The sequence below is a fragment of the Actinomycetospora sp. NBRC 106375 genome, from assembly GCF_030269665.1.
Classification (GTDB): Bacteria; Actinomycetota; Actinomycetes; order Mycobacteriales; family Pseudonocardiaceae; genus Actinomycetospora.
The window spans coordinates 665743-690810 of the sequence record NZ_BSTS01000001.1 but is presented as its reverse complement, the minus strand read 5'-3'; the positions used below and the strand labels follow the sequence as shown (position 1 = coordinate 690810).

Genomic DNA, 25068 nt, shown 5'->3' with positions numbered 1-25068 from the left:
ACGTCACCGTCGATGTGCTGCACCCGGAGGACCCACCGTGACCAGGCCCGACACCGCCCCCGCCACCGGCACCGGAGGGGTCAAGCGCGGTCTCGCCGACATGCTCAAGGGCGGCGTGATCATGGACGTCGTCACGCCGGAGCAGGCGAAGATCGCCGAGGACGCCGGGGCCGTCGCCGTGATGGCGCTCGAGCGGGTGCCCGCCGACATCCGCGCGCAGGGCGGCGTGGCGCGCATGTCCGATCCGGACATGGTCGCGGGCATCGTCGAGTCCGTGTCGATCCCGGTGATGGCGAAGGCCCGCATCGGGCACTTCGTCGAGGCGCAGGTGCTGCAGTCCATCGGCGTCGACTACGTCGACGAGTCCGAGGTGCTCACCCCGGCCGACGAGGCCCACCACATCGACAAGTGGGCGTTCACCGTCCCGTTCGTCTGCGGCGCGACCAACCTCGGCGAGGCCCTGCGCCGCCTCGGCGAGGGCGCGGCGATGATCCGGTCGAAGGGCGAGGCCGGCACCGGCAACGTCGTCGAGGCCACCCGCCACATGCGGGCGATCCGCTCGGAGATCCGGGCGCTGTCGCGGATGGACACCCAGGAGCTCTACGCGGCGGCGAAGGAGCTGCGGGCCCCGGTGTCGCTCGTGCAGGAGGTCGCCGAGTCGGGCCGGCTGCCGGTCGTGCTGTTCACCGCGGGCGGCATCGCCACCCCGGCGGACGCCGCGATGATGATGCAGCTCGGCGCCGAGGGCGTCTTCGTGGGCTCGGGCATCTTCAAGTCCGGCGACCCGGCGAAGCGTGCCGAGGCGATCGTGCGGGCCACGACCTTCCACGACGACCCGGACGTGATCGCCAAGGTCTCGGCCGGGCTCGGTGAGGCGATGGTCGGGCGCACCACCTCCGACATGGCCGAGCACGAACGGCTCGCGACCCGCGGCTGGTGAGGCTCACGCGGCGATCACCGCGGCGCGTGGGACGATGCGGTCGATGACCACCCCGCACGGCGGCTCCCCACGCCGGCTGGTCGGCATGCACCGGCAGGCCACGGCGGAGACGCACGACGTCGACCCCGAGGCCAGCACGGACGTGCTCCGGGCCGTCGGGCCGGAGCCGTCCGCTCCCGCGCCGGCCGCCGCGCCGCGGCGCCGGAAGCCGGCCGAGGACGCGGAGCCCGTCGAGGAGCCCGCGAAGAAGAACGGCATGGGCACCCCGGCGCTCGTGCTCGGGCTGCTCGCCGTGGCGACCTGCTGGACGGGCTGGGCAGGCGTGGTGCTGGGCCTGCCCGCCGTGGTCGCCGGCTACCTCGGCGCCCGCCGGGCCTTCCACAACCTGGCGACCGACGGGGTGTCCTCGCTCGGCGGCTTCGTCGCCGGGGCCGTCGGGCTCGTCGCGGGCGCGATCATCGTGTGGCCGACGCTGTTCGGCACCGGACAGTTCGGCGACGGGCTGACGCTCGACCAGTGCATGGCCCAGTCGACCACCGCCCGTGAGATGCACATGTGCAAGTCGCAGCATCTCCAGGAGTTCAACCAGCGGTACCCGGGCGCGGCCGAGTAGGCGGCGGTGGCAGGATTCCGCCATGACGTCCGCCTCCCGCCCCGCCCGCGAGAGCGTCGACCCGCGGGAGCGTGACGGCGGCCTCGGCACCGGCGCGCTCGCCCTCGGCATCCTCGCCGTCGGCTCCGGCCTCTCCGGTCTGATCTGGGACATGGACTGGCTGGCGTGGCTGGGGGTGGCCTTCGGCGTCGTCGGTCTCGTCGTCGGCTTCATCGGCTCGCGCCGCGCGTTCCACGACCGCGAGCGCAGCGGCGGCGCCTCCCTCGGCGGCTTCGTGCTCGCGCTCGTCGGTCTCATCGTGGGCGCGTGGCTGGTCGTGCCGGGCCTGCTCGGGATCGGGACCTTCGGCGAGGGCCTCACGCTCGACGAGTGCATGGCGCAGGCCCAGGGGCAGCAGCAGGAGCGCATGTGTGCGTCCCAGCACCTCGACGAGTACCGCGCGCGCTTCGGCGACCCCGGCGGCACGGGCGGCTGAGCGTCCCGCCTTCCTAGACTGGTGGCCGTGACCGCACCCGTCGGCGTCCTGGCCCTGCAGGGCAACGTCCCCGAGCACCTCGACGCGCTGCGCGCCTGCGGCGCCGAGGCCCGCCCGGTGCGCCGGCCCGCGGAGCTCGCCGAGGTCGCCGGGCTGGTGCTGCCCGGCGGCGAGTCGACGACGCTCTCGAAGCTCCTCGAGGCGGTGGAGCTGCTCGAGCCGCTGCGCGAGCGCCTGCGCGCGGGGATGCCGGCGTTCGGCTCGTGCGCGGGGATGATCCTGCTGGCCCGCGAGGCCATCGACGGGCGCCCGGACCAGCACCAGCTCGGCGCCCTCGACATCACGGTGCGCCGCAACGCCTTCGGCCGGCAGGTGCAGTCATTCGAGACGGACCTCGCGGTCACCGGCGTGGTCGGCGGGCCGGTGCGGGCGGTGTTCATCCGCGCCCCGTGGGTGGAGTCGACCGGGCGCGGCGTCGAGGTCCTGGCGCGGGTGCCGGGCTCCGTGCCCGGGCCGGCGTCGGGCAAGGTCGTCGCGGTGCGCCAGGGCCCGGTGATGGCGACCGCGTTCCACCCCGAGCAGACCGGCGACGCCCGGCTGCACGACCTGTTCCTGCGCCGGGTGCGGGAGTACGCCGCCGCCGGCTGACCCCACGTGAGCAGTTGGCGCCCCTCCCGGGGCGCCAACTGCTCACGTACGTGCTGGGTGTCGAGGGCGGACCCAGGTCGGTAGGCTGCCCCGATGCCGCGCTACGCCGACCGCCCCACCGTCGAGGCCGAGGTCCACATCGCCGCGCCGCCCGCCCGCGTGTGGCCGCTGGTCCGGGACATCGCGGTCGTCGCCGACACCTCCGAGGAGCTGCAGGAGGCGCACTGGCTGCCCGCGCCGGACGGGCCGGCCGAGGGCGAGGCGCCCGCGGTGGGCCACCGCTTCCGCGGCCGGAACTCCCACCCGCAGGCGGGGGAGTGGGAGACGGTGTCGACCGTCATCGAGTGCGACGAGGAACGCCGCTTCTCCTGGGCCGTGATGGACACCGCCAACCCCACGGCGACCTGGCTGTTCACCCTCACGCCCGCCGGGGAGGGCACCGAGCTGCGGCAGTGGGCGCAGATGGGCCCGGGGCCGTCGAACCTGACGAAGGTCATCGAGCGGATGCCCGACAAGGAGGAGCGCATCGTGGCCGGCCGGCTGCGGGAGTTCCGGGCGGGCATCGAGCGCACGCTGGCGGGGATCAAGGAGCGCGCCGAGTCCTGATGCGCACCGCGACCACGATCGAGGCCTCCGGCGCGCCGTGGGCCGAGACGGTCGACTTCGTCGTCGAGGCCGAACGGCTCGGCCTCGACGTGTGCTGGGTCGCCGAGGCCTGGGGGTCCGACGCGCCGTCGCCGCTGGGCTACCTCGCGGCGCGCACCGACCGGATGCTGCTCGGGTCCGGCGTGGTGCAGGTCGGCACCCGCACCCCGGCGCTGATCGCCCAGACCGCGCTGACCCTGCAGACCCTCGCCGAGGGCCGCTTCCTCCTGGGCCTCGGCAGCTCCGGGCCCCAGGTCGTCGAGGGGCTGCACGGGGTGCCGTTCGCCCACCCGCTGGGCCGGATGCGCGAGACCGTCGAGGTCGTGCGGCGGGTGATGGCGGGGGAGAAGGTCGCCTACGATGGGCGCCACGTCACCCTGCCCCTGCCCGGCGGGGAGGCCCGCCCGATGCGGGTGTCGGTGCGCGCCGAGCACCCCGTCCCGATCTACCTCGCGACGCTCTCGCCGCGGATGCTGCACCTCACCGGCGAGGTCGCCGACGGCTGGCTGGGCACGAGCTTCGTCCCCGAGGGCGCCGCGACCTCGCTCGAACCCCTCGCGGCCGGGGCCGCCGCGGCCGGGCGCACGCTCGCCGACCTCGACCTGTGCCAGGGCGCCGAGGTGGCGTTCGCGGAGGACGAGCACCAGCTCGGCGCGATGCTCGACGAGCGCCGCGCGGGCCTCGCCTTCAGCCTCGGCGGGATGGGCTCGGCGAGCCGGAACTTCTACCGCGACGCCTACGCCCGCCAGGGGTTCGCCGACGTCGCGGCCGAGGTGGGCGCGCTGTGGCAGGAGGGGCGCCGCGACGACGCCGTCGCGGCGGTGCCGCGGGCGATGGTCGCGGCGACCACGCTGATCGGCACCGAGGACGGCGTGCGCGGCCGGCTGCGCGCCTGGCGCGACGCCGGGATCACCACGGTGCGGCTCTACCCGGCGGGCGCCGACCTCGGCGCGCGGCTGGACACGCTGGGGCGGGCGATCGAGCTCGTGGAGGAGGTCGGATGACCGGGACGCCCCTGCGCTGGCGCGACGTCGACAGCGGCGCGTGCTCGATCGCGCGCACGATGACCGTGCTGGGCGAGCCGTGGACGATGCTCGTGGTGCGCGACCTGCTCCACGGCGTGCGCCGCTTCGACGACCTCGTCGCGCACCTCGGGATCGCCCGCACCGTGCTCACCCGGCGCCTGGCGGTGCTCGCGGACGCCGGCCTCGTCGAGACCCGGGAGTACCGGGAGCCGGGCCGCCGGACGCGCCGCGAGTACCGGCTGACCGAGGCCGGGCAGGACCTGCGCCCGGTGCTCATGGCGCTCATGGCCTACGGCGACCGCCACCGCGACGACGGGCCGCCGGTGGTGGTGCGCCACGAGGGCTGCGGGGCGCCGGTGGAGCTGGTGGCGGAGTGCGCGGGCGGGCACCGCCTGGGCTCGGAGGACCGGGTGCGCAGCACGCCCGGGCCCGGGGCCCGGGGTGCCGCGCACCGATAGGGCGTCAGCTCGCCGCGTCGGCGACCTTGTCGATCGTCTGCGTCATCTGGTCCTCGGTCACGAGCGGGAAGAAGCCCTTGAAGTCGGGGTCCGCCACCCCGCTCCAGTCGTAGACCTGCGTGACCTCGGTGCCGCCGCCCGCCGGCGCGAGCCTCCAGGTCCAGGTGTGGCCCTTCGCGGTCACGTTCCCGAGCTTGTCGGTGTAGCCGTCGAGCGGGTGCAGCTGCGGCGCCCAGGCGATCTCGCGGTCCTGCTCGTAGGCGGTGACCGTGTTGAGCATCTGGTAGTCGCCCAGCACGTCGTTGCGCATGTTCATGACGAACTGGTCGCCGATGCCGCTGACCTCTCCCGGACCGTCGACGCCCCGCAGCATGCCGGCCCCGTCGAACTCGTGGTGTCGGTCGGGCGTGCTGAGCAGCGCGAAGATCTGCTCGGGCCTGGCGTCGACGGTGCGGGTCACGGTCACGTTCTCGCTCATGGGTCCCCTCCGGTGGATCAGGTGTCGCGGGTCACGTGCCCCGCGCGCCGGACCGCGAAACGGTTGGGCACTACCGACCGGGCGGGGCCAGGCGGTAGACGGCGTCCGCGCCGTCGTCGGTGATGTAGACGGCCCCGTCGGGCCCCTGCACCGCGGCCACCGGCCGGCCCCAGCGCGAGCCGTCCGGGCCCTGGAAGCCGCCGACGAGGGTGCGCTGGCCGTCGAGCGCGCCGCCGCGCCAGGAGTAGAACGAGACCTCCGGTGCGCGGGGCGTCTGCCGGTTCCACGACCCGTGCACGCCGACGATCGCGCCCTGCCCGTAGGGCGCCGGGAGCGTGCCGAAGGCGAGCCCGAGCGGCGCCGAGTGGGCGCCCATCGTCTGCTCGATCGGGGTCAGCGACCGGCAGTCCAGCGCGCGCCCGTCGGGGTTCGTCTCGGCGTCGGCGACGAACGGGACGTCGGACGGGTCGATCGCGCTGCCGGCCACGCCCGGGTTCACGTCGGGGTCGGGGTTGCAGAACGGCCACCCGACGTCGCGCCCGGGGTAGAGCCGGGCGAGCTCCTCGGGCGGGTGGTCGTCGACGTAGTCGGGGATGACGCGGCCCCGCGCCGACCCGTCGTCGTCGCCGTACGGCCGGTCGTACGGGAACGGGATGTTGTCGCGGTTGTTGACCGCGGTCCACACCGCGCCGTCCGGGGCGACGGCCAGGCCGGTGCCGTTGCGCACGCCGCGGGCGTACGGCTCCGCGGCGCCGCCGCCCGGCGGGATGCGCAGGATCGACGCCCGCTGCGGGGTCGAGTCCCGGTCCTGCGGCGAGACGTTGGCGGTGGAGCCGACGGAGACGTACACCGAGCCGTCCGGGCCGACCGCGACGCTCTTGAGGGCGTGCGCGTAGGCGCCGCGCAGGTCGGGGCTGCGGGCGTCGGGCAGGTCGTCGACGATCGTGGTCGGCGTGCCGAGCGAGCCGCCCTGGTACGGGTAGGACCGCACCGCGTTGCTCTCGGCGATGTAGAGGGTGTTCCCGACGAAGGTCAGCCCGTGCGGCTGGGTCAGCCCGTCGACCAGCGGCGTGCTCGTCGGACCGTTCGGCCCGGCGACCAGCCGCACGACCTGGCCTGCCCCGGGACGCGAGACCAGCAGGGCCCCGTCGGGCGCGAACGCCTCCATCCGCGCGCCGGGCACGCGCGCCCACACGGCGATCGACCAGCCGGGCGGCACCAGCGCCTGGCGGGGGGCGTTGAACGGGTCGTCGCCCATGCCGGCGGGCACCGTCACGGGCACCGGGGTCAGCCCCTCGGTGGCCGCGCCCGACGGGGCAGGCCCCTCGCCGCCGGTGGGACCGGCCGACGCCGTCCGCGCGGGGTCGGCCGGCGCCGCGGGCGCCGCGGCCGAGCTCCCCGGCGCCGCGGGTGGGGTGGCGGCCCCGCCACAGGCGGCGGCCAGCGCGAGCAGGACCGCGGTGGCCCCCGTCGCGGCGCGTCTCCACGGTCTCGCGGCAGGCATCGCGCCCCTTCGTCTCGACTCGTCCCGACGTTCGTTCCGGCCCGGCGACGGACGCCAGCGCACCACACGGCCGGGTGGCCCGCGCGTCCGGGCCCGTGTTCGGACGCGCGCCGCGGGTGGTTCAGCCCCGCAGGATCAGGCAGCTCGAGGTGGCCTCGGCGACCAGGCGCCCCGCACCGTCGACGAGCTCGGCGCGAGCCAGCGCCGTGCTGCGCCCGGCGTGGACGACGTGGCCCGTGGCGCGGGCGGTCCCGGAGTCGGCCGTGAGCTTGCGCAGGAACTTCACCGAGAGGTCGAGGCTCGTGTAGCCGACACCGGCGTCGAGGGTGCTGTGCACCGCGCACCCGGCGGCGGAGTCGAGCAGCGTCGCGTAGATGCCGCCGTGCACCGAGCCGATCGGGTTGTAGTGGAACTCCGCGGGCTCGACGGTGAACACGACGCGACCGGGCTCCACCGACGCCACCGACGCCCCGACCAGCGTCATGATCGGCGGCGGCGGGAGCGTCCCGTCGGCCATGGCCTGCAGGAACTCGAGGCCGCTGCGCGAGCCCGCCGCGGCGGCGAGCTCACGGGGGTCGGACCAGGTGTGGGTGCGTTCGCGCGTCGTGACGTCCATCGTGCTCCTGTCGCCCTGGCTGAGTATCGGATCGGGACTCAGATGTCTCCGCACCGTACCGTCCCGTCCGCCGCCCGGGGTCGTCGGTAGACTGGATCGTCGGAAGCGTGCGCGGCGGACACCGCCACCAGCGCCGGCCGGGGGCGTGGGCAGGACCAGCAGGACGACCCCGGGAGCGGTGCGTGCGAGACGAAGGGCGGGAGCGATGAGCGGCCACTCCAAGTGGGCGACCACCAAGCACAAGAAGGCCGCGATCGACGCGAAGCGCGGCAAGATGTTCGCCAAGCTGATCAAGAACATCGAGGTCGCGGCGCGCACCGGCGGCGGCGACCCCTCGGCCAACCCGACGCTCTACGACGCCATCCAGAAGGCGAAGAAGACGTCGGTGCCCAACGACAACATCGACCGCGCGGTCAAGCGCGGCTCGGGGGCCGAGGCCGGCGGCGCCGAGTACCAGGTCATCACCTACGAGGGCTACGCCCCGGGCGGGGTCGCGGTGCTCGTCGAGTGCCTCACCGACAACAAGAACCGCGCCGCGGGCGAGGTCCGCACGGCCATGAACCGCAACGGCGGCGCGATGGCCGACCCGGGCTCCGTGGCGTACCTGTTCACCCGCAAGGGCGTCCTCATCGTCCCGAAGGCGCAGGCGTCCGGCGAGCTCGCCGAGGACGACCTGCTGCTCGCCGTCCTCGAGGCCGGCGCGGAGGAGGTCAACGACTACGGCGAGAGCTTCGAGGTCCTCACCGACCCCTCGGACCTCGTCGAGACCCGCAAGGCGCTCCAGGAGGCGGGCTTCGACTACGACTCCTCCGAGGTGTCGTTCGTCCCGTCGATGAACGTCGAGGTCGACGCCGACGGCGCGCGGAAGGTCCTGCGGATCATCGACGCGCTCGAGGACTCCGACGACGTCCAGAACGTCTACTCGAACTTCGACGCCTCGGACGAGGTCATGGCCGAGGTCGGCTGAGGTCGGTGACACGCGCGCCCTGCGTCGTCGCCGCGCTCGGGGCGCCCGACGCCGGGGAGGCGCTGACCGTGCAGTACGCCGCGTACCTCTCCGAGGCGCGCCGCTACGGCACCACCGAGATCCCGCCGCTGCGCGAGACCGTCGCCGCGCTGGCGGCGGACCTGGGCCGCGACGAGGTCCGCGGCTTCGGCGCGTGGGCGGGGCGGCGTCTCGTGGGGTCGGTGCGCCTGCGGGACGACGGGGTCGGCGGCGGCATCGGCAGCGGTTCCGGGTGTGCGGAGCTCGCCCGCTTCTCGGTCGCGCCCGACGCGCAGGGCCACGGCATCGGCCGGGCGCTGCTCGAGCGCGCGCACGGCGAGCTGGCCCCCGGCGACGTGACCTGGCTCGTCACCGGCGCCCGCAGCGAGGAGAACCTGCGGCTCTACCGGCGCGCGGGCTACGAGGAGACCGGGCGGCGGGTCGACAGCGCGGGCGTCGAGCTGCTGCGGATGGAGCGGTCGGCGCCGCGGTGAGGGTGCGGTGAGGGTGCGGTGAGGGTGCGCTCGCGCGTCGTCGGGGTCCTGCTCGGGCTCGCCGCGGCCGTCGTCGCCCTCTGGATCCCGTTCTGGTGGTGGGCGCCCGCCGGGTCCCCGACGGCGTTCGCGCTGCTGCCGCTGACGCCGGCGGTGGCCGTCGTGGCCGCGGTCGTGGCCGTGCTGGCCCTGGTGCTGCGGCGCTGGGGCGCCGGCGTGGTCGCCGTGGTGGCCGCGCTCGCGCTCGCCGCGGTGGTCGTGCCCCGCGCCGTGCCCTACGGCGATCCGATGATCCGGCCCGGACCGACCAGCGCCGCGGAGGTCGTGGCGACCGTGAACCTGCAGTTCGGCCGGGCCGACCCGGCCGCCGTCGTGGCGATGGTGCGCGAGCGGCGGGTCGGGGTCCTGGGCCTGCAGGAGGTGACGCCGGCGGCGGAGCGGCGCCTCGACGAGGCCGGGCTCGGCGCCGAGCTGCCGTTCCGGGCGTCGATGGCGCGCGACGGCGCGGGCGGCACGACGCTGGTCGCGCGCCACCCGCTGGCGCCGTCGGGCCTCTCGCTGCGGCCCGGTGTGTTCTCGCAGGTGGCGGCCCGCGTGCTGACCCCGGCCGCGCCCGTCGACGTGGTCGTCGCGCACCCGGCGGCACCGGTCTTCCGCGACGACCCCGAGGGCTGGGCCCGCGAGATCACCGACCTGCCGGGCCCGTCCGGGCTCGACGGGCCGCCGCGGCTGATCGTCGGGGACCTCAACGCGACCCTCGACCACCGGCCGTTGCGGGAGCTCCTGGCCGGTCACTGGACGGACTCCGCGCGGGAGCTCGGCGACGCGCTGCGCGGGACGTGGCCCACCGACCGGGCCGTCCCGCCGTTCGCGGCGATCGACCACGTGCTCGTGTCCGGCCCGGTGACGCCGGTGGACCTCGCGACGTCGCACGTCCCCGCGACCGACCACGCGGCGCTCGTGGTGACGGTGCTCGTGTCGCGCTCGGATCGGGGCGTCACCCCGGGGGCGTGAGGGGGCGGGCGAGGACCCGCTCCCACGCGGCGCGCTCCTCCGCGAGCCCGGTGACCGGGCCGTCGAAGGGTGCGACGGCGCCGTCGTCGAGGCTCCACGTGCCGACCACGCGGCCGTCGTCAACGACCACGGGCGCGATCCAGCCGGCGGCACGGCTGACGTCCCTGCGGTGCTCCGGGGGCACGAGGTCGGGGTCGGCGGTGCCGGTGCCGAGCACGTAGGGGTCGAACGGGCCGAGCAAGCGGGGGCCGACGGGCTCGGCGTGGGCGAGGTCCGCGAGGTCGTCGAGGTCCGCGGTGTTCGCGTGGCGGGCCTCGCCGTCGACGTCGACCTCGGTGAGCGTCCCGTCGGCGACCAGGCCCGCGAACCAGCTCCGCAGCCGCGCCTTCTTCGTGGCCCCGCGCAGCAGCCAGGCGTCGAAGGCGTCCGGGGTCGCCGGACCGTGGGCGGCGAGGAAGGCCGGGACGATCGTGCGGGCGGCCTCGTCGGGGTCGGGGAGGCCGGGCCAGCCGGGGATCGCGCGGGCCGGGCTCGTGAACGTCACCCGCTGTCCGGCGGGCGGGCCGTGGCAGAGCAGCCCCTGCCACGCGAGGGGCTTGAGCACCGTGCCCCACCCCGAGCCGAGCGCCGCGGTGAGGTCGGTGTGCCCGCTGTGGGCGATGAGGGCCGCGGTGAGCTCCTCGCGGGTGAGCACGGCGTCGGCGAGCACCTCCGCGACGGCCGACTCGAGCGCGCTGACCTGCGCCGCGGTGGCGAACTCGCGCTGCCACGAGCCATTGTCCCAGGAGCGGGCACTCGCCAGGAGCGCGAGCAGCGCGGGCGCCTGGTCGGCGGCGAGCAGGTGCAGCGTGCCGCGGGCCGCCCACGTGCGCAGCAGCGTCCCGGCGGTCAGCGCGGCGTCGACGGTGCCGTCGTCCGCGGTGCCCGCGCCCGTGCGGACGGCCACCGCCTGCGCCGCGGCCGAGGGCACCTGCGCCTGGACCCCGACCAGCCGGCGGGCGATGCCGACGGGACCGTCCCCGTCGCGGCGGACCAGGAACTGGCGGTGCAGGCGGAAGCGGCGGACCTGTGCCGGGGCGATCTCCGGCGTGGCCGTCACGAGGTCTCGAAGGTGCGCAGGCCCTGCGGCTCGGCGTCGGTCACCTCGACGTCGGTGACCCGGGCGTGCGAGGACCCCTCCCGCGCCCAGGCGATCATCTTCTCGACGGCGTCGTCCTCGCCCTCGACGACCATCTCGACGGTGCCGTCGTCGCGGTTGCGCGCCCAGCCGGCGACGCCGAGGTCGCCGGCGGCGTCCTGGGCGCTCGCGCGGTAGAAGACGCCCTGGACGCGCCCGTGGACGACGATGTGCTTGCTCTGCACCTCTCGCACTCCGTTCGAACGTGTGTTCTACTCGTGGGGTGACCGCCGCGTGGACGCCCTCCCTGTTCGGGGGCGGCGAGGACGCGGGGAGCCCGGCGGTCGACCCGGGGGTCGTCCCGCGGCGCATCGTGCTCGACGATCGGTCGTGGGTCGACCTGGCCCCGGCCTGGATCACCGGCGCGGACGCGTGGTTCGACGCGATCGTGGCCGAGGCGCCGTGGGACCAGCGGCGCCGCCGGATGTACGACCAGGACGTCATGGAGCCGCGGCTGACGTGCGGGTGGCGCATCGACGAGGCCCCGGACCCGATGCCGGCCGTCGCGGACGTGCTCACCCGGCGCTACGGCGTGCGGTTCGACCGCGTGGGGTGCAACTACTACCGCGACGGCGCCGACTCCGTGGCCTGGCACGGCGACCGCGTGCGGTTCACCCACGAGGCGCCGATCGTCGCGATCGTGTCCCTGGGCGCGCCGCGGCGGTTCGGGCTGCGGCCGCTGGCGGGCGGGACCTCGACGCGGCTGACCGTCGCGGGCGGCGATCTCCTCGTCATGGGCGGGCGCTGCCAGCACGACTGGCAGCACACGGTGCCGAAGTGGCCCGGCGCCGGCCCGCGGGTCAGCGTCACGTTCCGGCACGACGACCCGGGGCCGCGGCCCTGATCTCCTAGATCGGGATCTCGCTCGTGTCCCCGTCCTCGCGAGGGCCGTGGAGGCGGCGGTCCTCCTCGGCGATCCGCAGGTCGTTGATGCTCGCCTCTCGCCGGCGCATGAGGCCGTTGTCGGCGAACTCCCAGTTCTCGTTGCCGTAGCTGCGCCACCACTGCCCGGCGGCGTCGCGGCACTCGTACTGGAAGCGCACGGCGATGCGGTGGCCGGCGTAGGTCCACAGCGACTTGCGGAGCACGTAGTCCCGCTCGCGCTCCCACTTGCGGGTCAGGAAGTCGACGACCTCCGCGCGCCCCGTGACCCACTCGCTGCGGTTCCGCCAGACCGTGTCCAGCGTGTAGGCCAGCGCGACCTTCTCCGGGTCGCGGGTGTTCCACGCGTTCTCGGCGGCGAGCACCTTCGCGCGCGCCGACTCCTCGTCGAACGGCGGGAACGGCGGACGGGGCTCCTCGGTCCGGCTCGTGGTCACGGGCTCGCTCCTCCTCGCGCGGGTCGCCTCCGGGTGGCCGGCGGGTCACCGGGTGTCGGCGGGCTCTCCATCTCGATCTCCCGAGAGTGTCACGAGTGTCGTCGCGTGACCGGTGGCGTGGCGACCGGCACGTTCCGCAGGTCCGGCGTCCTGTCGATCATGCGATAGGTGCGGCTCGCGGGGGCGTCGGCGCTGCCCGGGGAGATCAGGGGCGCGTGGTCCACCGCCGAGGTGCGAGGCGGGTGCACGAGGTGCTCGTGATCACCGGCAGCGCGGGACACGCCGCGCCAGGGGAGGAGGGCGGGCCGCCGACCCCGCGCCGCGTAGCGTCGCCGTCCATGCGGGTGCTGGGCGTCGACCCCGGGCTGACGCGCTGCGGCCTCGGCCTGGTCGAGGGCGGCGGCGGCCGGGCCGTGCGTGCCGTGGCGGTGGACGTGGTCCGCACCCCGCCCGACGCCGAGGTCGCCGAGCGCCTCGGCGCCGTGGCCGACGTCGTCGAGGCGTGGATCGCCGAGCACCGGCCGGACGTGGTGGCCGTCGAGCGCGTGTTCGCCCAGCACAACGTGCGCACGGTGATGGGCACCGCCCAGGTGGGCGGGGTGGTCGCGCTCGTCGCCGGGCGGGCCGGGCTGCCAGTCGCGTTCCACACGCCGAGCGAGGTCAAGGCCGCGGTCACCGGGTCGGGCCGGGCGGGCAAGGAGCAGGTGACGGCCATGGTCACCCGCGTGCTCGCGCTCGACACCGCCCCGCGCCCCGCCGACGCCGCCGACGCCCTCGCGCTCGCCGTCTGCCACTGCTGGCGCGCCCCGATGATCGCGCGCATGGCCGAGGCGGAGGCCCGCGCCGCCGAGGTCGCCAAGCGCCACCGCGCCCGCCTCGCCGCCGCGCGGAAGGCGAGTCGATCAGGTCCGCAGAGCACGCCCGGCGCGCCGACCCGGGCCGGCAAGGCCGCGCGCTGACCGGGGTGGGCGTGTTCGAGCGATGCGGCGTTCCTGGCGTCCCACGCCAGGATCGCCACATCCTCGCCGCGCGACACGCCGGGCCCCACGCCCGCCACGACGCCGAGCGACGACCGTGATCCCCGCACCGGAGTTCGTCGTCTCGGGCGACGGGACGCGGATCGCCGTCGAGGCGGTCGGGGCGGGGCCGCCTCTGGTGATCACGACCGGGGCGCTCCAGGGACGGGCCGGCGTGCGGCTGCTCGCGCAGGCGCTGGCCGACCGGTTCACGGTGCACGTCTGGGACCGCCGCGGTCGGGGCGACAGCGGCGGCGTGCCGGACCCCGCGCTCGACCCGCTCGGGCCGGACGGCGAGACGCTCGTGGCCGCCGAGGTCGCCGATCTCGCCGCCGTCGTCGAGCACGCCGGCGCAGGGCACGCCGGCGGAGAGCACGCCGGCGGAGGGCACGCCGGCGGAGGGCACGCCGGGGGAGGGCACGCCGGGAGTGGGCACGCCGGGGGAGGGCACGCCGCGCCCGCCCACTACGCGCACTCGGCCGGTGCCGTCCTCGCGCTCGAGGCGGTGATGCGCGGCGTGCCGGCGGGCCGGGTCGTCGCCCACGAGGCGCCGTGGCGGGTCGGCGGCGCGGACGCCGACGGGCGCCGCGATCTCGCCGTCGCCACCATGACCGCGCTGCGCGAGGGTCGCGACGACGACGCCGCGGCGGCGTTCCTCGGCGGGTTCCCGGCGGCCGCGCCGGCGCCGGTCGAGCGGCTGCGCACCACGCCGTTCTGGGCCGGCACGGTCGCGCTGGCCCCGTCGCTGCCGCACGACGTCGCCCTCGTGACGCGCGACGTGCTGCCGGCGGCGCGTCTCGCCGGCCTCTCCGTCCCCCTGCTGGCCCTCGACGGCGCGGCGAGCCCCGCATGGGTGCGCGACGCCATCGCCGCGCTCGCCGCGGCGGTCCCGGGCGCGGAGCACCGCACGATGCCGGGCCAGGAGCACTTCGTCGTCCCGGCGGTCCTCGCGCCGGTGGTGGCGGAGTACCTGGAGGGCGGCGCGGCGGTCCGCGGGAGCGTCGGGGGCGGCCGGTAACCTTCGAACGCGTGTTCGCCAGCCGCGACGTCGGGAGGGTCCAGCGGTGATCTCGTCGGTCCGCGGGGAGGTGCTCTCGGTCGGGCTCGACCACGCCGTGGTCGAGGTCGGCGGCGTGGGGCTGGCCGTGCAGGCCACGCCGGCCACGCTCGCCCGCCTGCGGCGCGGGCAGGCCGCCCGGCTCGACACCGCACTGGTGGTGCGGGAGGACTCGCTGACGCTCTTCGGCTTCGCCGACAGCGCCGAGCGCGAGATGTTCCTGCTGCTGCAGACCGTGTCCGGGGTGGGGCCGCGCGTCGCGCTGGCCACGCTCGCCGTCCTCGACCCGGCCGCGCTGAGCCACGCCCTCGCCGACGGCAACCTCACGACGCTGATGAGCGTGCCGGGCATCGGGCGCAAGGGCGCCGAGCGCCTCGTCGTCGAGCTCCGGGACAAGGTGGCCCCGCCGAGCGCGGCGGACGCGCAGGACGGCGAGGTGGCCGCGAGTCCGGTCGCCACCGGCAGCCTGCGCGACCAGGTGGTCGAGGCGCTCGTCGGGCTCGGGTTCGCGGCGAAGCCCGCCGAGAAGGCGGTCGACGAGGTGCTGGGCAACGGCGGACCGTCCGACTCCTCGGCCGTCCTGCGCGCGGCGCTCTCCCGCCTGGGCCCGCGATGAACGAGCCGCCCGCGGACGAGATGGAGGAGTCGCTCGAGCGAGCGCTCGCGAGCACGGCCGCCGACGGCGAGTCCGACCTCGAGAACCGCCTGCGGCCCGCGCGGCTGAGCGAGTTCATCGGCCAGCCCCGGGTCCGCGAGCAGCTCGACCTCGTGCTGCAGGGCGCCATGCGCCGCGGCCGCCCGCCGGACCACGTGCTGCTCTCCGGCCCGCCCGGTCTCGGCAAGACCAGCCTGGCGATGATCATCGGTCACGAGCTCGGCGCCGCCGTCCGCATCACCAGCGGGCCGGCCCTGGAGCGGGCGGGCGACCTCGCGGCGATGCTGTCGAACCTCGTCGAGGGCGACGTGCTGTTCATCGACGAGATCCACCGCATGGCCCGGCCCGCGGAGGAGATGCTCTACCTCGCGATGGAGGACTTCCGGGTCGACGTCGTGGTCGGCAAGGGCCCGGGCGCGACGTCGATCCCGCTGGACGTCGCGCCGTTCACGCTCGTCGGGGCCACGACGCGGGCCGGCTCGCTCACCGGCCCGTTGCGCGACCGCTTCGGGTTCACGGGGCACATGGAGTTCTACGAGCCCTCGGACCTCGAGCTGGTGCTGCGCCGCAGCGCGCAGATCCTCGAGGTCGACCTGCGCCCCGACGGCGGCACCGAGATCGCCGGGCGCTCCCGGGGCACGCCGCGCATCGCCAACCGGCTGCTGCGCCGCGTCCGCGACTACGCGGAGGTCCGCGCCGACGGCGCCGTGACGCGCGAGGTCGCCCGTGCCGCCCTGGCCGTCTACGACGTCGACGAGCTCGGGCTGGACCGCCTCGACCGGGCCGTGCTCGGCGCGCTCGTCCGGAGCTTCGGCGGCGGGCCGGTCGGGGTGTCGACGCTGGCCGTGGCGGTGGGGGAGGAGCCCGGCACGGTCGAGGAGGTCTGCGAGCCCTACCTCGTGCGGGCCGGGATGCTGGCCCGTACGCCACGCGGACGAGTCGCGACGGCTGCCGCGTGGCGCCATCTGGGCCAGGAGGCGCCTCCTACGGCGTTCGACGCGCCGGACGACGAGCGGGGCCAGGGCACGCTGTTCGGGTGAGCTGGCAGACTCGGAATCGGACACACGCCGGGCGCACCGCCGCCGCGCCCGCCCGCTGATCGGAGAACGATGGACCTGATCTTCCCCCTGCTCATCCTGTTCATGATCGGTCTGGTGTTCATGTCCAGCCGGCAGCGCAAGAAGCAGGAGAACAAGCAGAAGGACCTGCAGAACAGCATCAAGGTCGGCGACGTGGTCGTCATGACCTCGGGCATCAGCGGCACGGTGGTCGACGTCGACGACGAGCGCACCATCGACCTCGAGATCGCCCCGGACGTCGTCACCACCTGGCTGCGCGCCGCGGTCCGCGAGACCCTCGTCGGCGACGCGGCCGCCGAGCACACCGACGACGACACCGACCACGAGGCGCTGCCGGAGTCGTCGGTGCCGACCGAGTCCACCCCGGTCGTGGACGCGGCTACGAACGGCTCGCCGGCGAAGTCGGACATCGCGGCGGACAAGAAGGACGCCGCATCCGACGCGAGCGACAACGTCTCGTCGCCGCGCAGCTCCTGACGCCGTAGGAGGCGGGGCGGCGCCGGGAGCGTCGGGCCCGGCGCCTACCCTCGCGTCGAGCCCCCCGGCTCACCGACCCGATCTTCCTGGAGCAACGCAGCGTGGCCCCTCCGACCGTCCGATTCCGGCCCGGGCGTTACCTCGCCGCCTTCGTGGTGGTCGTCGCCGCGCTCTACGGACTGGTGTTCTTCACCGGGGACGGGTCCCCGACGCCGAAGCTCGGCATCGACCTCCAGGGCGGCACGCGGGTGACGCTGACGGCGCGCACCGAGACGGGGGCGCCGCCGACCAACGACCAGCTCAACCTGGCGCGTCAGATCATCGACCAGCGCGTCAACGGGCTCGGCGTCAGCGGCGCCGAGGTGGTGCAGGACGGCAACAACCTCGTCATCACCGTCCCCGGCCAGGAGGGCGACCAGGCGCGCTCGCTCGGCCAGACCGCGCGGCTGTACTTCCGGCCGGTGCTCGGCGGCCCGATCCCGGCCAACCAGCAGCCGGGTCAGCCGGGTCAGCCCGGCCAACAGGGACAGCCGGGTGACCAGGGCGCGGCCGGTCAGGCGCCGGGGCAGCCGGGACAGCAGGGCGGCGCGAGCGGTGCCGGCACGCCGGGGCAGACGCCGGGCGGTCAGAGCGCCCCGATCGGCCCGCCCGCCGATGCGGACCGGCCCGCCCAGCCCCCCGTGCCCACGCCGCCGCCGGGCGGCGGGGCCGACGCCGGCGGCGGCACCTCGCAGGACCCGCGTCTCGCCCAGGCGATCGCCGAGGCCAAGTCCACGCGCCAGAGCGAGGACCCCGCGGTGCAGGAGCAGGCGGCGCTGGCGCTGAACTGCGCGGTGGAGGACCCGCTGCGGGGCTACGACGACCCGGCCAAGCCGCTCGTCTCGTGCAACCGCGAGGGCACCGAGAAGTACCTGCTCGGCCCGGCGATCCTCTCGGGCACCGACGTCGCGAGCGCGACGCCCAACCCGAACCCCCAGGGCGTCGGCTGGATCATCAACCTCGCCTTCAAGGGCGGCCAGCCGGCGACGACGTGGGCCGACTACACCAGCGCGAACGTCAACAACTCGAACGCCGTCGTGCTCGACTCGCAGGTGGTCTCGGCGCTGCGGATCGTCCAGCCGCTGCTCGACGGCAACGCGCAGATCTCGGGCAACTTCAACCAGGGGTCGGCCACCGACTTCGCGAACGTCCTGCGCTACGGGTCGCTGCCGCTGTCGTTCGACACCTCCGAGGCGCAGACGGTGTCCGCGACGCTCGGCTACGCGTCCCTGCAGGCAGGCCTCATCGCGGGGCTGGTCGGGCTCGCGCTGGTGTTCATCTACTCGCTCTTCTACTACCGGGCGCTCGGCGTGCTGACGATCCTGTCGCTGATCCTGTCCGGCGCGGTGGTCTACGCGGTCCTCGTGCTGCTCGGGCGCACGATCGGCTTCACCCTCGACCTCGCGGGTGTCGCCGGCTTCATCGTGGCGATCGGCATCACCGCCGACTCGTTCGTGATCTTCTTCGAACGGATCAAGGACGAGGTCCGCGAGGGACGAAGTTTCCGCTCGGCGGTACCCCGCGGGTGGATACGGGCGAGGCGCACGATCCTCTCCGGCGACGCGGTGAGCTTCCTCGCCGCCGTGGTGCTCTACGTGCTCGCCGTCGGCCAGGTCAAGGGCTTCGCCTTCACCCTGGGCATGTCCACCGTCCTCGACCTCGTCGTGGTGTTCCTCGTGACGCACCCCCTGCTGGCCCTGGCGTCGAACTCGCGCCTGTTCTCCAGCCCCGCCTGGTCCGGTCTGGGCGAGGTGGTCCGCCACGTCCCCGGGCCGAAGAAGGGGTCGACGACGCCCCGGCCCGGGGCCCGCCGTGCCGGGGGGCGCCCCGGGACCGGGACCGGGACCGGCCCCGGGAACGGCTCTGCCGACGGCTCCCCGTCCGACCGCACGCGCAGCCGCGCGGGCCGGGGAGGTGCGCGATGACCCGCCCCACCGGACGCCGCCGCGCCGGGAGCCGGACCGAGGACACCGCCGTCGGCCCCCCGGTCGACGACGAGCGCCTCGACGCGCCCGCCGACGACCTCGAGGACGGCGCGGACCCCGAGGACCCCGAGCTCGACGAGGCCCTCGCCGACGCCGACGCCGAGGCTGACGAGCAGTCGACCCGGGACCGCCCGCGCCGGCGCAGCCGCCTCGACATGCTCTACCGCGGCAACGGCGGGCTCGACATCGTCGGGCGCTCGAAGACCTGGTACGCGATCTTCGGCGCGGCGCTCGTCGTCTGCATCCTGTCGATGGTCATCCGGGGCTTCAACTTCGGCATCGACTTCGAGGGCGGCACGAGCGTCCAGATGCCGGCCGTCGGCGCCACCGGCCCGATCACGAGCCAGCAGGTCGAGGGGACCTACGCCCAGGCGCTCGGCTTCCCGGCGACCTCGGTGCAGTCCGCGGGCCAGGGCGCCACCGCGACGATCATCATCCGGTCCGAGCGGCTCGACATCGGCCAGGTCGTCGCGCTGCGCCAGGCGCTGTTCACCCAGTTCCAGCCGCTCGGGACGTCCGGCGCGCCGGACCAGAACGCGATCTCCGACAGCGCCGTCAGCGCGAGCTGGGGCGGGGAGATCACCCGCCAGGCGCTCATCGCGCTCGCGGTGTTCCTGGTGCTGGTGACGGTGTACCTGTCGTTCTACTTCGAGCGGCGGATGGCGCTGGCCGCCCTGGTGGCGCTCGCCAACGACATCATCATCACGGCCGGCGTCTACTCGCTGGTGGGCTTCGAGGTCTCGCCGGCGACGGTGATCGGCCTGCTGACCATCCTCGGGTTCTCCCTCTACGACACGGTCGTCGTGTTCGACAAGGTGCGGGAGAACACCCGGGGCCTGCTCGGGCTCACGCGCCGCACGTACGCCGAGGCGGCCAACCTCGCGGTCAACCAGACGCTGATGCGGTCGCTGAACACCTCGCTGATCGCCGCGCTGCCGCTGATCGGGCTGTTCGTCGTCGGCGTCGTGCTGCTCGGGGTCGGCGTGCTCGGCGACCTCGCGCTCGTCCAGCTCGTGGGCACGATCATCGGCGCCGCGTCGTCGATCCTGCTGGCCACGCCGATCGTCTCCGACCTCGCGATGCGCGACAAGAAGTGGGCGGCGCAGGCGCAGAAGGTCGCGAACCGCCGGGCCAAGGTCGCGCGCCGCGCGGCCGGCGGTGACGGCGCCGACGCGGGGGAGCCGCGGCCCGACCGCTCCGGTCCCGCCACCGACGTGCTGGACACCCGCGAGGTCGCCGCCGCCGGCGCCGGGCGCGCCGCCGCCGGGTCGGGCGCCCGCTCGACCGGGCCGCGACCCGGTGCCCGCCCGGCGGGCAAGGCCGCGCGCCCCTCGGGCAAGCGCCGCAAGTGAGCGCGTCGACCACCGACCCGGCCGCGGACCTCGACCGGGTCGCGGGCCTGCTGCGCGACGTCCCCGACTTCCCGACGCCGGGCATCCTGTTCTGGGACCTCAGCGCCCTGCTCGCCGACGGCGCCGGGCTGGCCGCGACGACGCGGCTGCTCGCGGGGGGCGCCGAGCACGGTGCGGACGTCGTCGTCGGTATCGAGGCCCGCGGGTTCCTGCTCGGCGCCGCCGTGGCCCAGTCGCTCGGGGTCGGCGTCGTCGCCGTGCGCAAGCAGGGCAAGCTGCCCGTCGTCGCCGCGTCGCAGTCCTACGACCTCGAGTACGGCTCGGCGACCCTCGAGCTCCCCGCCGACGTGCTGCGGCCGGGGGCGCGGGCGCTGCTGGTCGACGACGTGCTCGCCACCGGGGGCACCGCGGCCGCCGCGTGCGCGCTGGTCGAGGGCGCGGGAGCGCGGGTGGCGGGCGTGTCCGTCGTGCTGGAGCTGCCGGCCCTGCGCGGCCGCGACCGGCTCGCGGGCCGCCCGGTGCACGCCCTGCTCGCGAAGTGACCCCGCCGCTGACCGCCCGCTGATCGCGACCGGGCGGGTCGCCCGGTCGCGCCGCTCGTCCGCTCCCCGCGCCGGGGGCCACGGCCGCCGGACCGCCCGTCGCGCCGACCGGACCGCCCCCGTCCGGGGTCGACGGCGTCACCCACGCGTACCGATCGCGGGCGACCGATCGCCCTTTCCGTACCCGACCGTCCGGACACGCCGTGCACGCGGGGATACGCTGGATGGATTCCGGACGCAGGGCGGGCGCGGGTCCGCCGTTCGTCCGGGAGGGAAGGACGACGCGTGAGCCAGGACGTCGACGCCGCGGGCACCCCCCGCGCCAGCGGTCCGGGCCCCGAGGCGGCCGCGGACGACGGCACGCCGACCCGGCACGCGCCCGATCCGAGCCCGAACGGGAACGGCCACGACGCCGGCGACGACGCGGTGCTCGACGCCGCCGGGCTCTCGCCGGCGCCGCCGGTCAACACCACGCGCCCCCCGTCGGCGACGCGCCGCGTCCGCGCGCGGATCGCCCGGCGCATCACCGCCCAGCGCTCCGGCGGCGTGAAGCCGGTGCTCGAGCCGCTGGCCGCGGTGCACCGCGAGCTGCACCCGTCGGCGGACATGGGCACGCTGCAGCGCGCCTACGACACGGCCGAGCGGTTCCACGACGGCCAGATGCGCAAGAGCGGCGACCCGTACATCACGCACCCGCTGGCCGTCGCGACGATCCTCGGCGAGCTCGGCATGGACACCACGACGCTCGTGGCGGCGCTGCTGCACGACACCGTCGAGGACACCGCGTACTCGCTGGACAAGCTCTCGGCCGACTTCGGCGCCGAGGTCGCCCACCTCGTCGACGGCGTCACCAAGCTCGACAAGGTCCAGCTGGGCGCGGCGGCCGAGGCCGAGACGATCCGCAAGATGGTCGTGGCGATGGCGCGCGACCCCCGGGTGCTCGTCATCAAGCTGGCCGACCGGCTGCACAACATGCGCACGATGCGCTTCCTCAAGCCGGAGAAGCAGGCGAAGAAGGCCCGCGAGACGCTCGAGGTGCTCGCTCCGCTGGCGCACCGGCTCGGGATGTCGACGGTCAAGTGGGAGCTCGAGGACCTCGCGTTCGCGATCCTGCACCCCAAGCGCTACGACGAGATCGTCCGTCTGGTCGCCGACCGCGCGCCGAGCCGCGACACCTACCTGCGCAAGGTGATCGACGAGGTCTCCGGCCAGCTCACCGAGGCGCGGGTCAAGGCCGAGGTGCTCGGCCGCCCGAAGCACTACTACTCGATCTACCAGAAGATGATCGTGAAGGGTAAGGACTTCGACGACATCCACGACCTGGTGGGCGTGCGCGTGCTGGTCGAGGACGTGCGCGACTGCTACGCCGCCATGGGCATGGTCCACGCGCTGTGGCAGCCGATGCCGGGGCGGTTCAAGGACTACATCGCCCAGCCCCGCTTCGGGGTGTACCAGTCGCTGCACACCACCGTGATCGGGCCGGACGGGCAGCCGCTCGAGGTGCAGATCCGCACCCACGAGATGCACCGCACCGCCGAGTACGGCATCGCCGCGCACTGGCGGTACAAGGAGTACAAAGGCGGCCCGAAGCACACCTCGAGCTCCGCGGCCGCCGGCGACGGCACCCTCGAGCTGGACGAGATGGCGTGGATGCGCCAGCTGCTCGACTGGCAGCGCGAGGCCGCGGACCCGGGCGAGTTCCTCGAGTCGCTGCGCTACGACCTCGCCACCCGCGAGATCTTCGTCTTCACGCCCAAGGGCGACGTCATCACGCTGCCCAGCGGGTCGACGCCGGTCGACTTCGCCTACGCGGTGCACACCGAGGTCGGCAACAAGTGCATCGGCAGCCGCGTCAACGGCCGGCTGGTCGCCCTCGAGCGCGCGCTCGAGAACGGCGAGGTCGTCGAGATCTTCACCTCGAAGGCCGAGGGCGCCGGCCCGTCGCGCGACTGGCTCTCGTTCGTCGCGTCCCCGCGGGCCAAGCAGAAGATCAAGCAGTGGTTTGCCAAGGAGCGCCGCGAGGAGGCGATCGAGGGCGGCAAGGAGGCCATCACCCGCGAGGCGCGCCGCACCGGCCTGCCGCTGCAGCGCCTCGTCTCGGCCGACTCGATGGCCGCCCTGGCCCACGAGCTGCGCTACGCCGACGTCTCGGCGCTCTACGCCGCGGTCGGCGAGCACCACGTCTCGGCCCGCCACGTCGTGCAGCGGCTCGTCGCGCTGCTCGGCGGCGTCGAGCAGACCGAGGAGGACCTCGCCGACCGCGCGACGCCCTCCACGGTCCAGCGCCGCCGCGGCACCGGCGACGTCGGCGTCGTCATCGACGACATGGAGGACAGCGGGGACTCCTCCGACTCCTCCGACGTCTGGATCAAGCTGGCGCGCTGCTGCACGCCGGTGCCCGGCGACGGGATCCTCGGCTTCGTCACGCGCGGCGGCGGCGTCAGCGTCCACCGCACCGACTGCACCAACGCCGACGAGCTGCGCAGCGAGCCCGAGCGGCTGGTCAACGTCCACTGGGCATCGTCGTCGAGCGCGCTGTTCCTCGTGGCGATCCAGGCCGAGGCCCTCGACCGGCACCGCCTGCTCTCCGACATCACCAAGGTGCTCGCCGACGAGAAGGTCAACATCCTGTCGGCGTCGGTCACCACCTCGCGCGACCGCGTGGCGGTGAGCCGCTTCTCCTTCGAGATGGGCGATCCGAAGCATCTGGGTCACGTCCTCAAGGCGGTGCGGAACGTCGAGGGCGTCTACGACGTGTACCGGGTGACCTCGGCGGGTTAGGAGCGGGACCGGGCGTAGAGACGCCGGGCGGGGAGCCATCCGCCGAGACCGATCGCGACGCACCAGGCGAGGGCGAGCGCGAGGGTCGACCCGGCGACGGGGGTGCCGTCGACGACCGACAGCCAGGCCAGGGCGACGCCGACCACGGCCAGCACCCCGAGCGCCGCGAGGAACCCGGGAGCCCGCCCTCGGGCCGGTAGCCGAGCAGCAGCGCGACGCCGAGCACGACGACCTGGGCGAGCACCGTCTGGACGACCGCCCCGGCCACGTGCCCGGTGAGCACGGAGCCGCGGGCGATCGACATGGTGGGGGTCGCCGAGCAGCGTCATGGCGAGGTCGAGCCGCCGGCGCATGCCGCCGGAGTAGGTCGCGGCCGGGCGGTCCGCGGCCGCGGCGAGGTCGAACCGCTCGATCAGCTCGGCGGTGCGCCGGCGGCCCTCGCGGCGCCCCAGATGGCGCAGGTCGGCCATGAGCCGGAGGTTCTCGGTGCCGGTGAGCAGGCCGTCGACCGCCGAGAACTGGCCGGTGACGCCGATCGCGGCGCGGACGCCCTGCGGGTCGGCGGCGAGGTCGTGGCCGGCGACGCGGACGTCGCCGGCGGTGGGGCTGACGAGGGTCGAGAGGATGCGTACGACGGTGGTCTTGCCGGCGCCGTTCGGTCCGAGCAGGGCGTGGATCGAGCCCTCCTCGACACGCAGGTCGATGCCGTCGAGCACGGTGTGGTCGCCGTAGGCGTGGCGCAGCCCCTGGGCGAGGATCGCGGGTCCGGGCACGGGAGTCTCCTCAGGACGTGGTGATCGATCGGCGGACGACGACGTCGCCGTCCTGCGAGCGGGCGGTGACGGTGACGCTCTCGGCGAAGCCCTCGGGGCCCGGCCGGGGCTCGAGCGCGTTGCGCACGCGTCCCCGGGTGTCGACGTCGAGCCACACGGCGCTCGCCGGGTCGACGCCCACCTCGAGGCGGCCGTGGGTGCTGGTGAGCGTGACCTCGCCGCGCACGACCCGGCCGAGACGGATGCGGCCGTAGGCGCTCCGCGCGACGACGTCGGCGGTGGCGGTCTCGAGCTCGAGGTCGTTGTGCACGCCGGTGAGACGGGCGGTGCCGCCGACCTCCTCGACGCGGACCGTGCCGTGCTTGGTGCGCAGGTCGGCGTCGCCGGTGATCCGTCCGAGCCGCACCTCGCCGTGGTCGGCGACCACGGTCGCGTCGCCGTCGACCGTGCCGGTGACGCGCACCGCGCCGTAGTTCGTGGTGAGGTCGACGGGGCCGGCGTCCTCGAGGCGGACGTCGCCGTAGCCGGTCTCCACCCGGCAGCCGGCGACGCGGCCCTCCACCTGCACGCCCCCGTAGCCCGAGCGTGCGGTGAGGGACGAACCGGTGGGCAGGGCGATCTCGACCTCGAGGGATCGCCCGGGGGTGGGGACGAGCAGGGTGCGCAGGCCGAGCCTGCGGCCCTGGACGCGGAGCTCGTCGCCGACGAGCTCGACGCGCACCGCCTCCGCCTCGGCGCGGTCCCCGGTCGAGGAGTGGACCTCGACGGTGGTGTCGGTGCGGTCGGTCGCCACGACGCGCAGCTCGCCGATCGGCAGGTCGACGCTGGCGGTGAGGGGTCCGGGGGTGTCGAACGTGGGCACGGGTCATCGCCTCCTCGGGATCGCTCGATCCCGTGAGTCCGGTGGTGCGGGTGGGTGGG

At 75.2% G+C, this 25068-nt stretch carries 28 protein-coding genes; 20 read left to right on the top strand and 8 right to left on the bottom strand.

Features of this window, described 5'->3' with window-relative positions; translation table 11 throughout:
• Positions 1-37 precede the first annotated feature (37 nt).
• The 7 genes from pdxS (at position 38) to QSK03_RS03310 (ending at position 4804) form a co-directional block, all read left to right on the top strand.
• On the top strand, positions 38-940 hold the full coding sequence (pdxS, locus tag QSK03_RS03340) for a pyridoxal 5'-phosphate synthase lyase subunit PdxS (protein ID WP_285648529.1): 903 nt from the start codon (positions 38-40) through the stop codon (positions 938-940).
• A 43-nt stretch (positions 941-983) separates the two neighbouring features.
• The gene (locus QSK03_RS03335; RefSeq protein ID WP_285648528.1) at positions 984-1553 is read left to right on the top strand and encodes a hypothetical protein; all 570 of its coding nucleotides are present in this window, start codon (positions 984-986) and stop codon (positions 1551-1553) included.
• A 22-nt stretch (positions 1554-1575) separates the two neighbouring features.
• Positions 1576-2028, top strand: a complete 453-nt coding sequence (locus tag QSK03_RS03330; RefSeq protein WP_285648527.1) for a hypothetical protein — start codon at positions 1576-1578, stop codon at positions 2026-2028.
• Positions 2029-2049: 21 nt separating this feature from the next.
• The gene (pdxT, locus tag QSK03_RS03325; RefSeq protein WP_502872116.1) at positions 2050-2676 is read left to right on the top strand and encodes a pyridoxal 5'-phosphate synthase glutaminase subunit PdxT; all 627 of its coding nucleotides are present in this window, start codon (positions 2050-2052) and stop codon (positions 2674-2676) included.
• A 93-nt stretch (positions 2677-2769) separates the two neighbouring features.
• Entirely contained in the window at positions 2770-3282 is a 513-nt protein-coding gene (locus tag QSK03_RS03320) for an SRPBCC family protein (RefSeq protein WP_285648525.1), read from the top strand.
• A complete protein-coding gene (locus tag QSK03_RS03315) occupies positions 3282-4325 on the top strand; it encodes an LLM class flavin-dependent oxidoreductase (RefSeq protein ID WP_285648524.1) in 1044 nt (347 codons plus the stop codon). The genes QSK03_RS03320 and QSK03_RS03315 overlap by 1 nt, the downstream gene beginning before the upstream one ends.
• Positions 4322-4804 (top strand): winged helix-turn-helix transcriptional regulator, encoded by a 483-nt coding sequence (locus QSK03_RS03310; RefSeq protein ID WP_285648523.1) that lies wholly within the window; start codon positions 4322-4324, stop codon positions 4802-4804. The genes QSK03_RS03315 and QSK03_RS03310 overlap by 4 nt, the downstream gene beginning before the upstream one ends.
• 4 nt (positions 4805-4808) lie before the next feature.
• Here QSK03_RS03310 and QSK03_RS03305 read toward each other — a convergent pair whose 3' ends face one another.
• From QSK03_RS03305 to QSK03_RS33390, 3 genes are all read right to left on the bottom strand, one after another.
• Complete coding sequence (locus tag QSK03_RS03305) at positions 4809-5282, bottom strand: SRPBCC family protein (RefSeq protein ID WP_285648522.1); 474 nt, start codon at positions 5280-5282, stop codon at positions 4809-4811.
• Between the two features lie 70 nt (positions 5283-5352).
• Complete coding sequence (locus tag QSK03_RS03300; RefSeq protein WP_285648521.1) at positions 5353-6786, bottom strand: PQQ-dependent sugar dehydrogenase; 1434 nt, start codon at positions 6784-6786, stop codon at positions 5353-5355.
• A 121-nt stretch (positions 6787-6907) separates the two neighbouring features.
• Positions 6908-7702 carry a PaaI family thioesterase gene (locus tag QSK03_RS33390; protein WP_285648520.1) on the bottom strand — a complete coding sequence of 265 codons (795 nt, stop codon included), beginning with the start codon at positions 7700-7702 and terminating at the stop codon, positions 6908-6910.
• Here QSK03_RS33390 and QSK03_RS03290 point away from each other — a divergent pair.
• The 3 genes from QSK03_RS03290 to QSK03_RS03280 are packed head-to-tail and all read left to right on the top strand — an operon-like array spanning position 7608 to position 9895.
• Positions 7608-8369 (top strand): YebC/PmpR family DNA-binding transcriptional regulator, encoded by a 762-nt coding sequence (locus QSK03_RS03290; protein ID WP_285648519.1) that lies wholly within the window; start codon positions 7608-7610, stop codon positions 8367-8369. The genes QSK03_RS33390 and QSK03_RS03290 overlap by 95 nt on opposite strands.
• Before the next feature lie 5 nt (positions 8370-8374).
• The gene (locus tag QSK03_RS03285; RefSeq protein WP_285648518.1) at positions 8375-8881 is read left to right on the top strand and encodes a GNAT family N-acetyltransferase; all 507 of its coding nucleotides are present in this window, start codon (positions 8375-8377) and stop codon (positions 8879-8881) included.
• Positions 8882-8905: 24 nt separating this feature from the next.
• Positions 8906-9895, top strand: coding sequence for an endonuclease/exonuclease/phosphatase family protein (locus tag QSK03_RS03280; RefSeq protein ID WP_285648517.1), 990 nt, complete (start codon positions 8906-8908; stop codon positions 9893-9895).
• On the opposite strand, the gene QSK03_RS03275 is transcribed toward QSK03_RS03280, so the two are convergent.
• Positions 9879-10994: a DNA glycosylase AlkZ-like family protein gene (locus QSK03_RS03275; protein WP_285648516.1), complete on the bottom strand. Its 1116-nt coding sequence runs from the start codon at positions 10992-10994 to the stop codon at positions 9879-9881. The genes QSK03_RS03280 and QSK03_RS03275 overlap by 17 nt on opposite strands.
• Positions 10991-11257, bottom strand: a complete 267-nt coding sequence (locus tag QSK03_RS03270) for an acylphosphatase (RefSeq protein ID WP_285648515.1) — start codon at positions 11255-11257, stop codon at positions 10991-10993. Before QSK03_RS03270 ends, QSK03_RS03275 begins: the two co-directional genes overlap by 4 nt.
• 38 nt (positions 11258-11295) lie before the next feature.
• On the opposite strand from QSK03_RS03270, the gene QSK03_RS03265 reads away from it, so the two are divergent.
• Positions 11296-11916: an alpha-ketoglutarate-dependent dioxygenase AlkB gene (locus QSK03_RS03265; protein WP_285648514.1), complete on the top strand. Its 621-nt coding sequence runs from the start codon at positions 11296-11298 to the stop codon at positions 11914-11916.
• A gap of 4 nt (positions 11917-11920) precedes the next feature.
• Here the strand turns inward: QSK03_RS03265 and QSK03_RS03260 are convergent, their stop codons facing one another.
• Positions 11921-12391 (bottom strand): nuclear transport factor 2 family protein, encoded by a 471-nt coding sequence (locus QSK03_RS03260; protein WP_285648513.1) that lies wholly within the window; start codon positions 12389-12391, stop codon positions 11921-11923.
• 338 nt (positions 12392-12729) lie between these two features.
• Here QSK03_RS03260 and QSK03_RS03255 point away from each other — a divergent pair, with 338 nt between their 5' ends.
• The 9 genes from QSK03_RS03255 to QSK03_RS03215 all read left to right on the top strand — a co-directional run bounded on the left by QSK03_RS03255 (position 12730) and on the right by QSK03_RS03215 (position 23374).
• A complete protein-coding gene (locus tag QSK03_RS03255) occupies positions 12730-13350 on the top strand; it encodes a crossover junction endodeoxyribonuclease RuvC (protein WP_285648596.1) in 621 nt (206 codons plus the stop codon).
• 115 nt (positions 13351-13465) lie between these two features.
• Positions 13466-14425 (top strand): alpha/beta fold hydrolase, encoded by a 960-nt coding sequence (locus QSK03_RS03250; RefSeq protein WP_285648512.1) that lies wholly within the window; start codon positions 13466-13468, stop codon positions 14423-14425.
• Between the two features lie 46 nt (positions 14426-14471).
• Positions 14472-15080: a Holliday junction branch migration protein RuvA gene (gene ruvA, locus QSK03_RS03245; protein WP_285648511.1), complete on the top strand. Its 609-nt coding sequence runs from the start codon at positions 14472-14474 to the stop codon at positions 15078-15080.
• 20 nt (positions 15081-15100) lie between these two features.
• A complete protein-coding gene (gene ruvB / locus QSK03_RS03240) occupies positions 15101-16159 on the top strand; it encodes a Holliday junction branch migration DNA helicase RuvB (RefSeq protein ID WP_285648595.1) in 1059 nt (352 codons plus the stop codon).
• Positions 16160-16228: 69 nt separating this feature from the next.
• Positions 16229-16675 (top strand): preprotein translocase subunit YajC, encoded by a 447-nt coding sequence (yajC, locus tag QSK03_RS03235; RefSeq protein WP_285648510.1) that lies wholly within the window; start codon positions 16229-16231, stop codon positions 16673-16675.
• Positions 16676-16776: 101 nt separating this feature from the next.
• A complete protein-coding gene (secD, locus tag QSK03_RS03230) occupies positions 16777-18639 on the top strand; it encodes a protein translocase subunit SecD (protein WP_285648509.1) in 1863 nt (620 codons plus the stop codon).
• A gap of 215 nt (positions 18640-18854) precedes the next feature.
• Positions 18855-20051: a protein translocase subunit SecF gene (gene secF / locus QSK03_RS03225; protein WP_285648594.1), complete on the top strand. Its 1197-nt coding sequence runs from the start codon at positions 18855-18857 to the stop codon at positions 20049-20051.
• Entirely contained in the window at positions 20048-20593 is a 546-nt protein-coding gene (locus QSK03_RS03220) for an adenine phosphoribosyltransferase (protein ID WP_285648508.1), read from the top strand. Before secF ends, QSK03_RS03220 begins: the two co-directional genes overlap by 4 nt.
• A 426-nt stretch (positions 20594-21019) precedes the next feature.
• Positions 21020-23374, top strand: a complete 2355-nt coding sequence (locus QSK03_RS03215) for a RelA/SpoT family protein (RefSeq protein WP_285648593.1) — start codon at positions 21020-21022, stop codon at positions 23372-23374.
• On the opposite strand, the gene QSK03_RS03210 is transcribed toward QSK03_RS03215, so the two are convergent.
• Together QSK03_RS03210 and QSK03_RS03205 are read right to left on the bottom strand one after the other, a co-directional pair.
• The gene (locus QSK03_RS03210; protein ID WP_285648507.1) at positions 23371-24147 is read right to left on the bottom strand and encodes an ABC transporter ATP-binding protein; all 777 of its coding nucleotides are present in this window, start codon (positions 24145-24147) and stop codon (positions 23371-23373) included. The genes QSK03_RS03215 and QSK03_RS03210 overlap by 4 nt on opposite strands.
• Positions 24148-24157: 10 nt before the next feature.
• Positions 24158-25009: a DUF4097 family beta strand repeat-containing protein gene (locus QSK03_RS03205; RefSeq protein WP_285648506.1), complete on the bottom strand. Its 852-nt coding sequence runs from the start codon at positions 25007-25009 to the stop codon at positions 24158-24160.
• Positions 25010-25068 lie beyond the last annotated feature (59 nt).

Bases quoted from the DNA above. Each gene is read 5' to 3' on its own strand.
- QSK03_RS03335 (WP_285648528.1), top strand. From the start codon at position 984: ATGACCACCCCGCACGGCGGCTCCCCACGCCGGCTGGTCGGCATGCAC.
- QSK03_RS03330 (WP_285648527.1), top strand. From the start codon at position 1,576: ATGACGTCCGCCTCCCGCCCCGCCCGCGAGAGCGTCGACCCGCGGGAG.
- QSK03_RS03320 (WP_285648525.1), top strand. From the start codon at position 2,770: ATGCCGCGCTACGCCGACCGCCCCACCGTCGAGGCCGAGGTCCACATC.
- QSK03_RS03315 (WP_285648524.1), top strand. From the start codon at position 3,282: ATGCGCACCGCGACCACGATCGAGGCCTCCGGCGCGCCGTGGGCCGAG.
- QSK03_RS03310 (WP_285648523.1), top strand. From the start codon at position 4,322: ATGACCGGGACGCCCCTGCGCTGGCGCGACGTCGACAGCGGCGCGTGC.
- QSK03_RS03305 (WP_285648522.1), bottom strand. From the start codon at position 5,282: ATGAGCGAGAACGTGACCGTGACCCGCACCGTCGACGCCAGGCCCGAG.
- QSK03_RS03300 (WP_285648521.1), bottom strand. From the start codon at position 6,786: ATGCCTGCCGCGAGACCGTGGAGACGCGCCGCGACGGGGGCCACCGCG.
- QSK03_RS03290 (WP_285648519.1), top strand. From the start codon at position 7,608: ATGAGCGGCCACTCCAAGTGGGCGACCACCAAGCACAAGAAGGCCGCG.
- QSK03_RS33390 (WP_285648520.1), bottom strand. From the start codon at position 7,702: ATGTTCTTGATCAGCTTGGCGAACATCTTGCCGCGCTTCGCGTCGATC.
- QSK03_RS03255 (WP_285648596.1), top strand. From the start codon at position 12,730: ATGCGGGTGCTGGGCGTCGACCCCGGGCTGACGCGCTGCGGCCTCGGC.
- ruvB (WP_285648595.1), top strand. From the start codon at position 15,101: ATGGAGGAGTCGCTCGAGCGAGCGCTCGCGAGCACGGCCGCCGACGGC.
- yajC (WP_285648510.1), top strand. From the start codon at position 16,229: ATGGACCTGATCTTCCCCCTGCTCATCCTGTTCATGATCGGTCTGGTG.
- secF (WP_285648594.1), top strand. From the start codon at position 18,855: ATGCTCTACCGCGGCAACGGCGGGCTCGACATCGTCGGGCGCTCGAAG.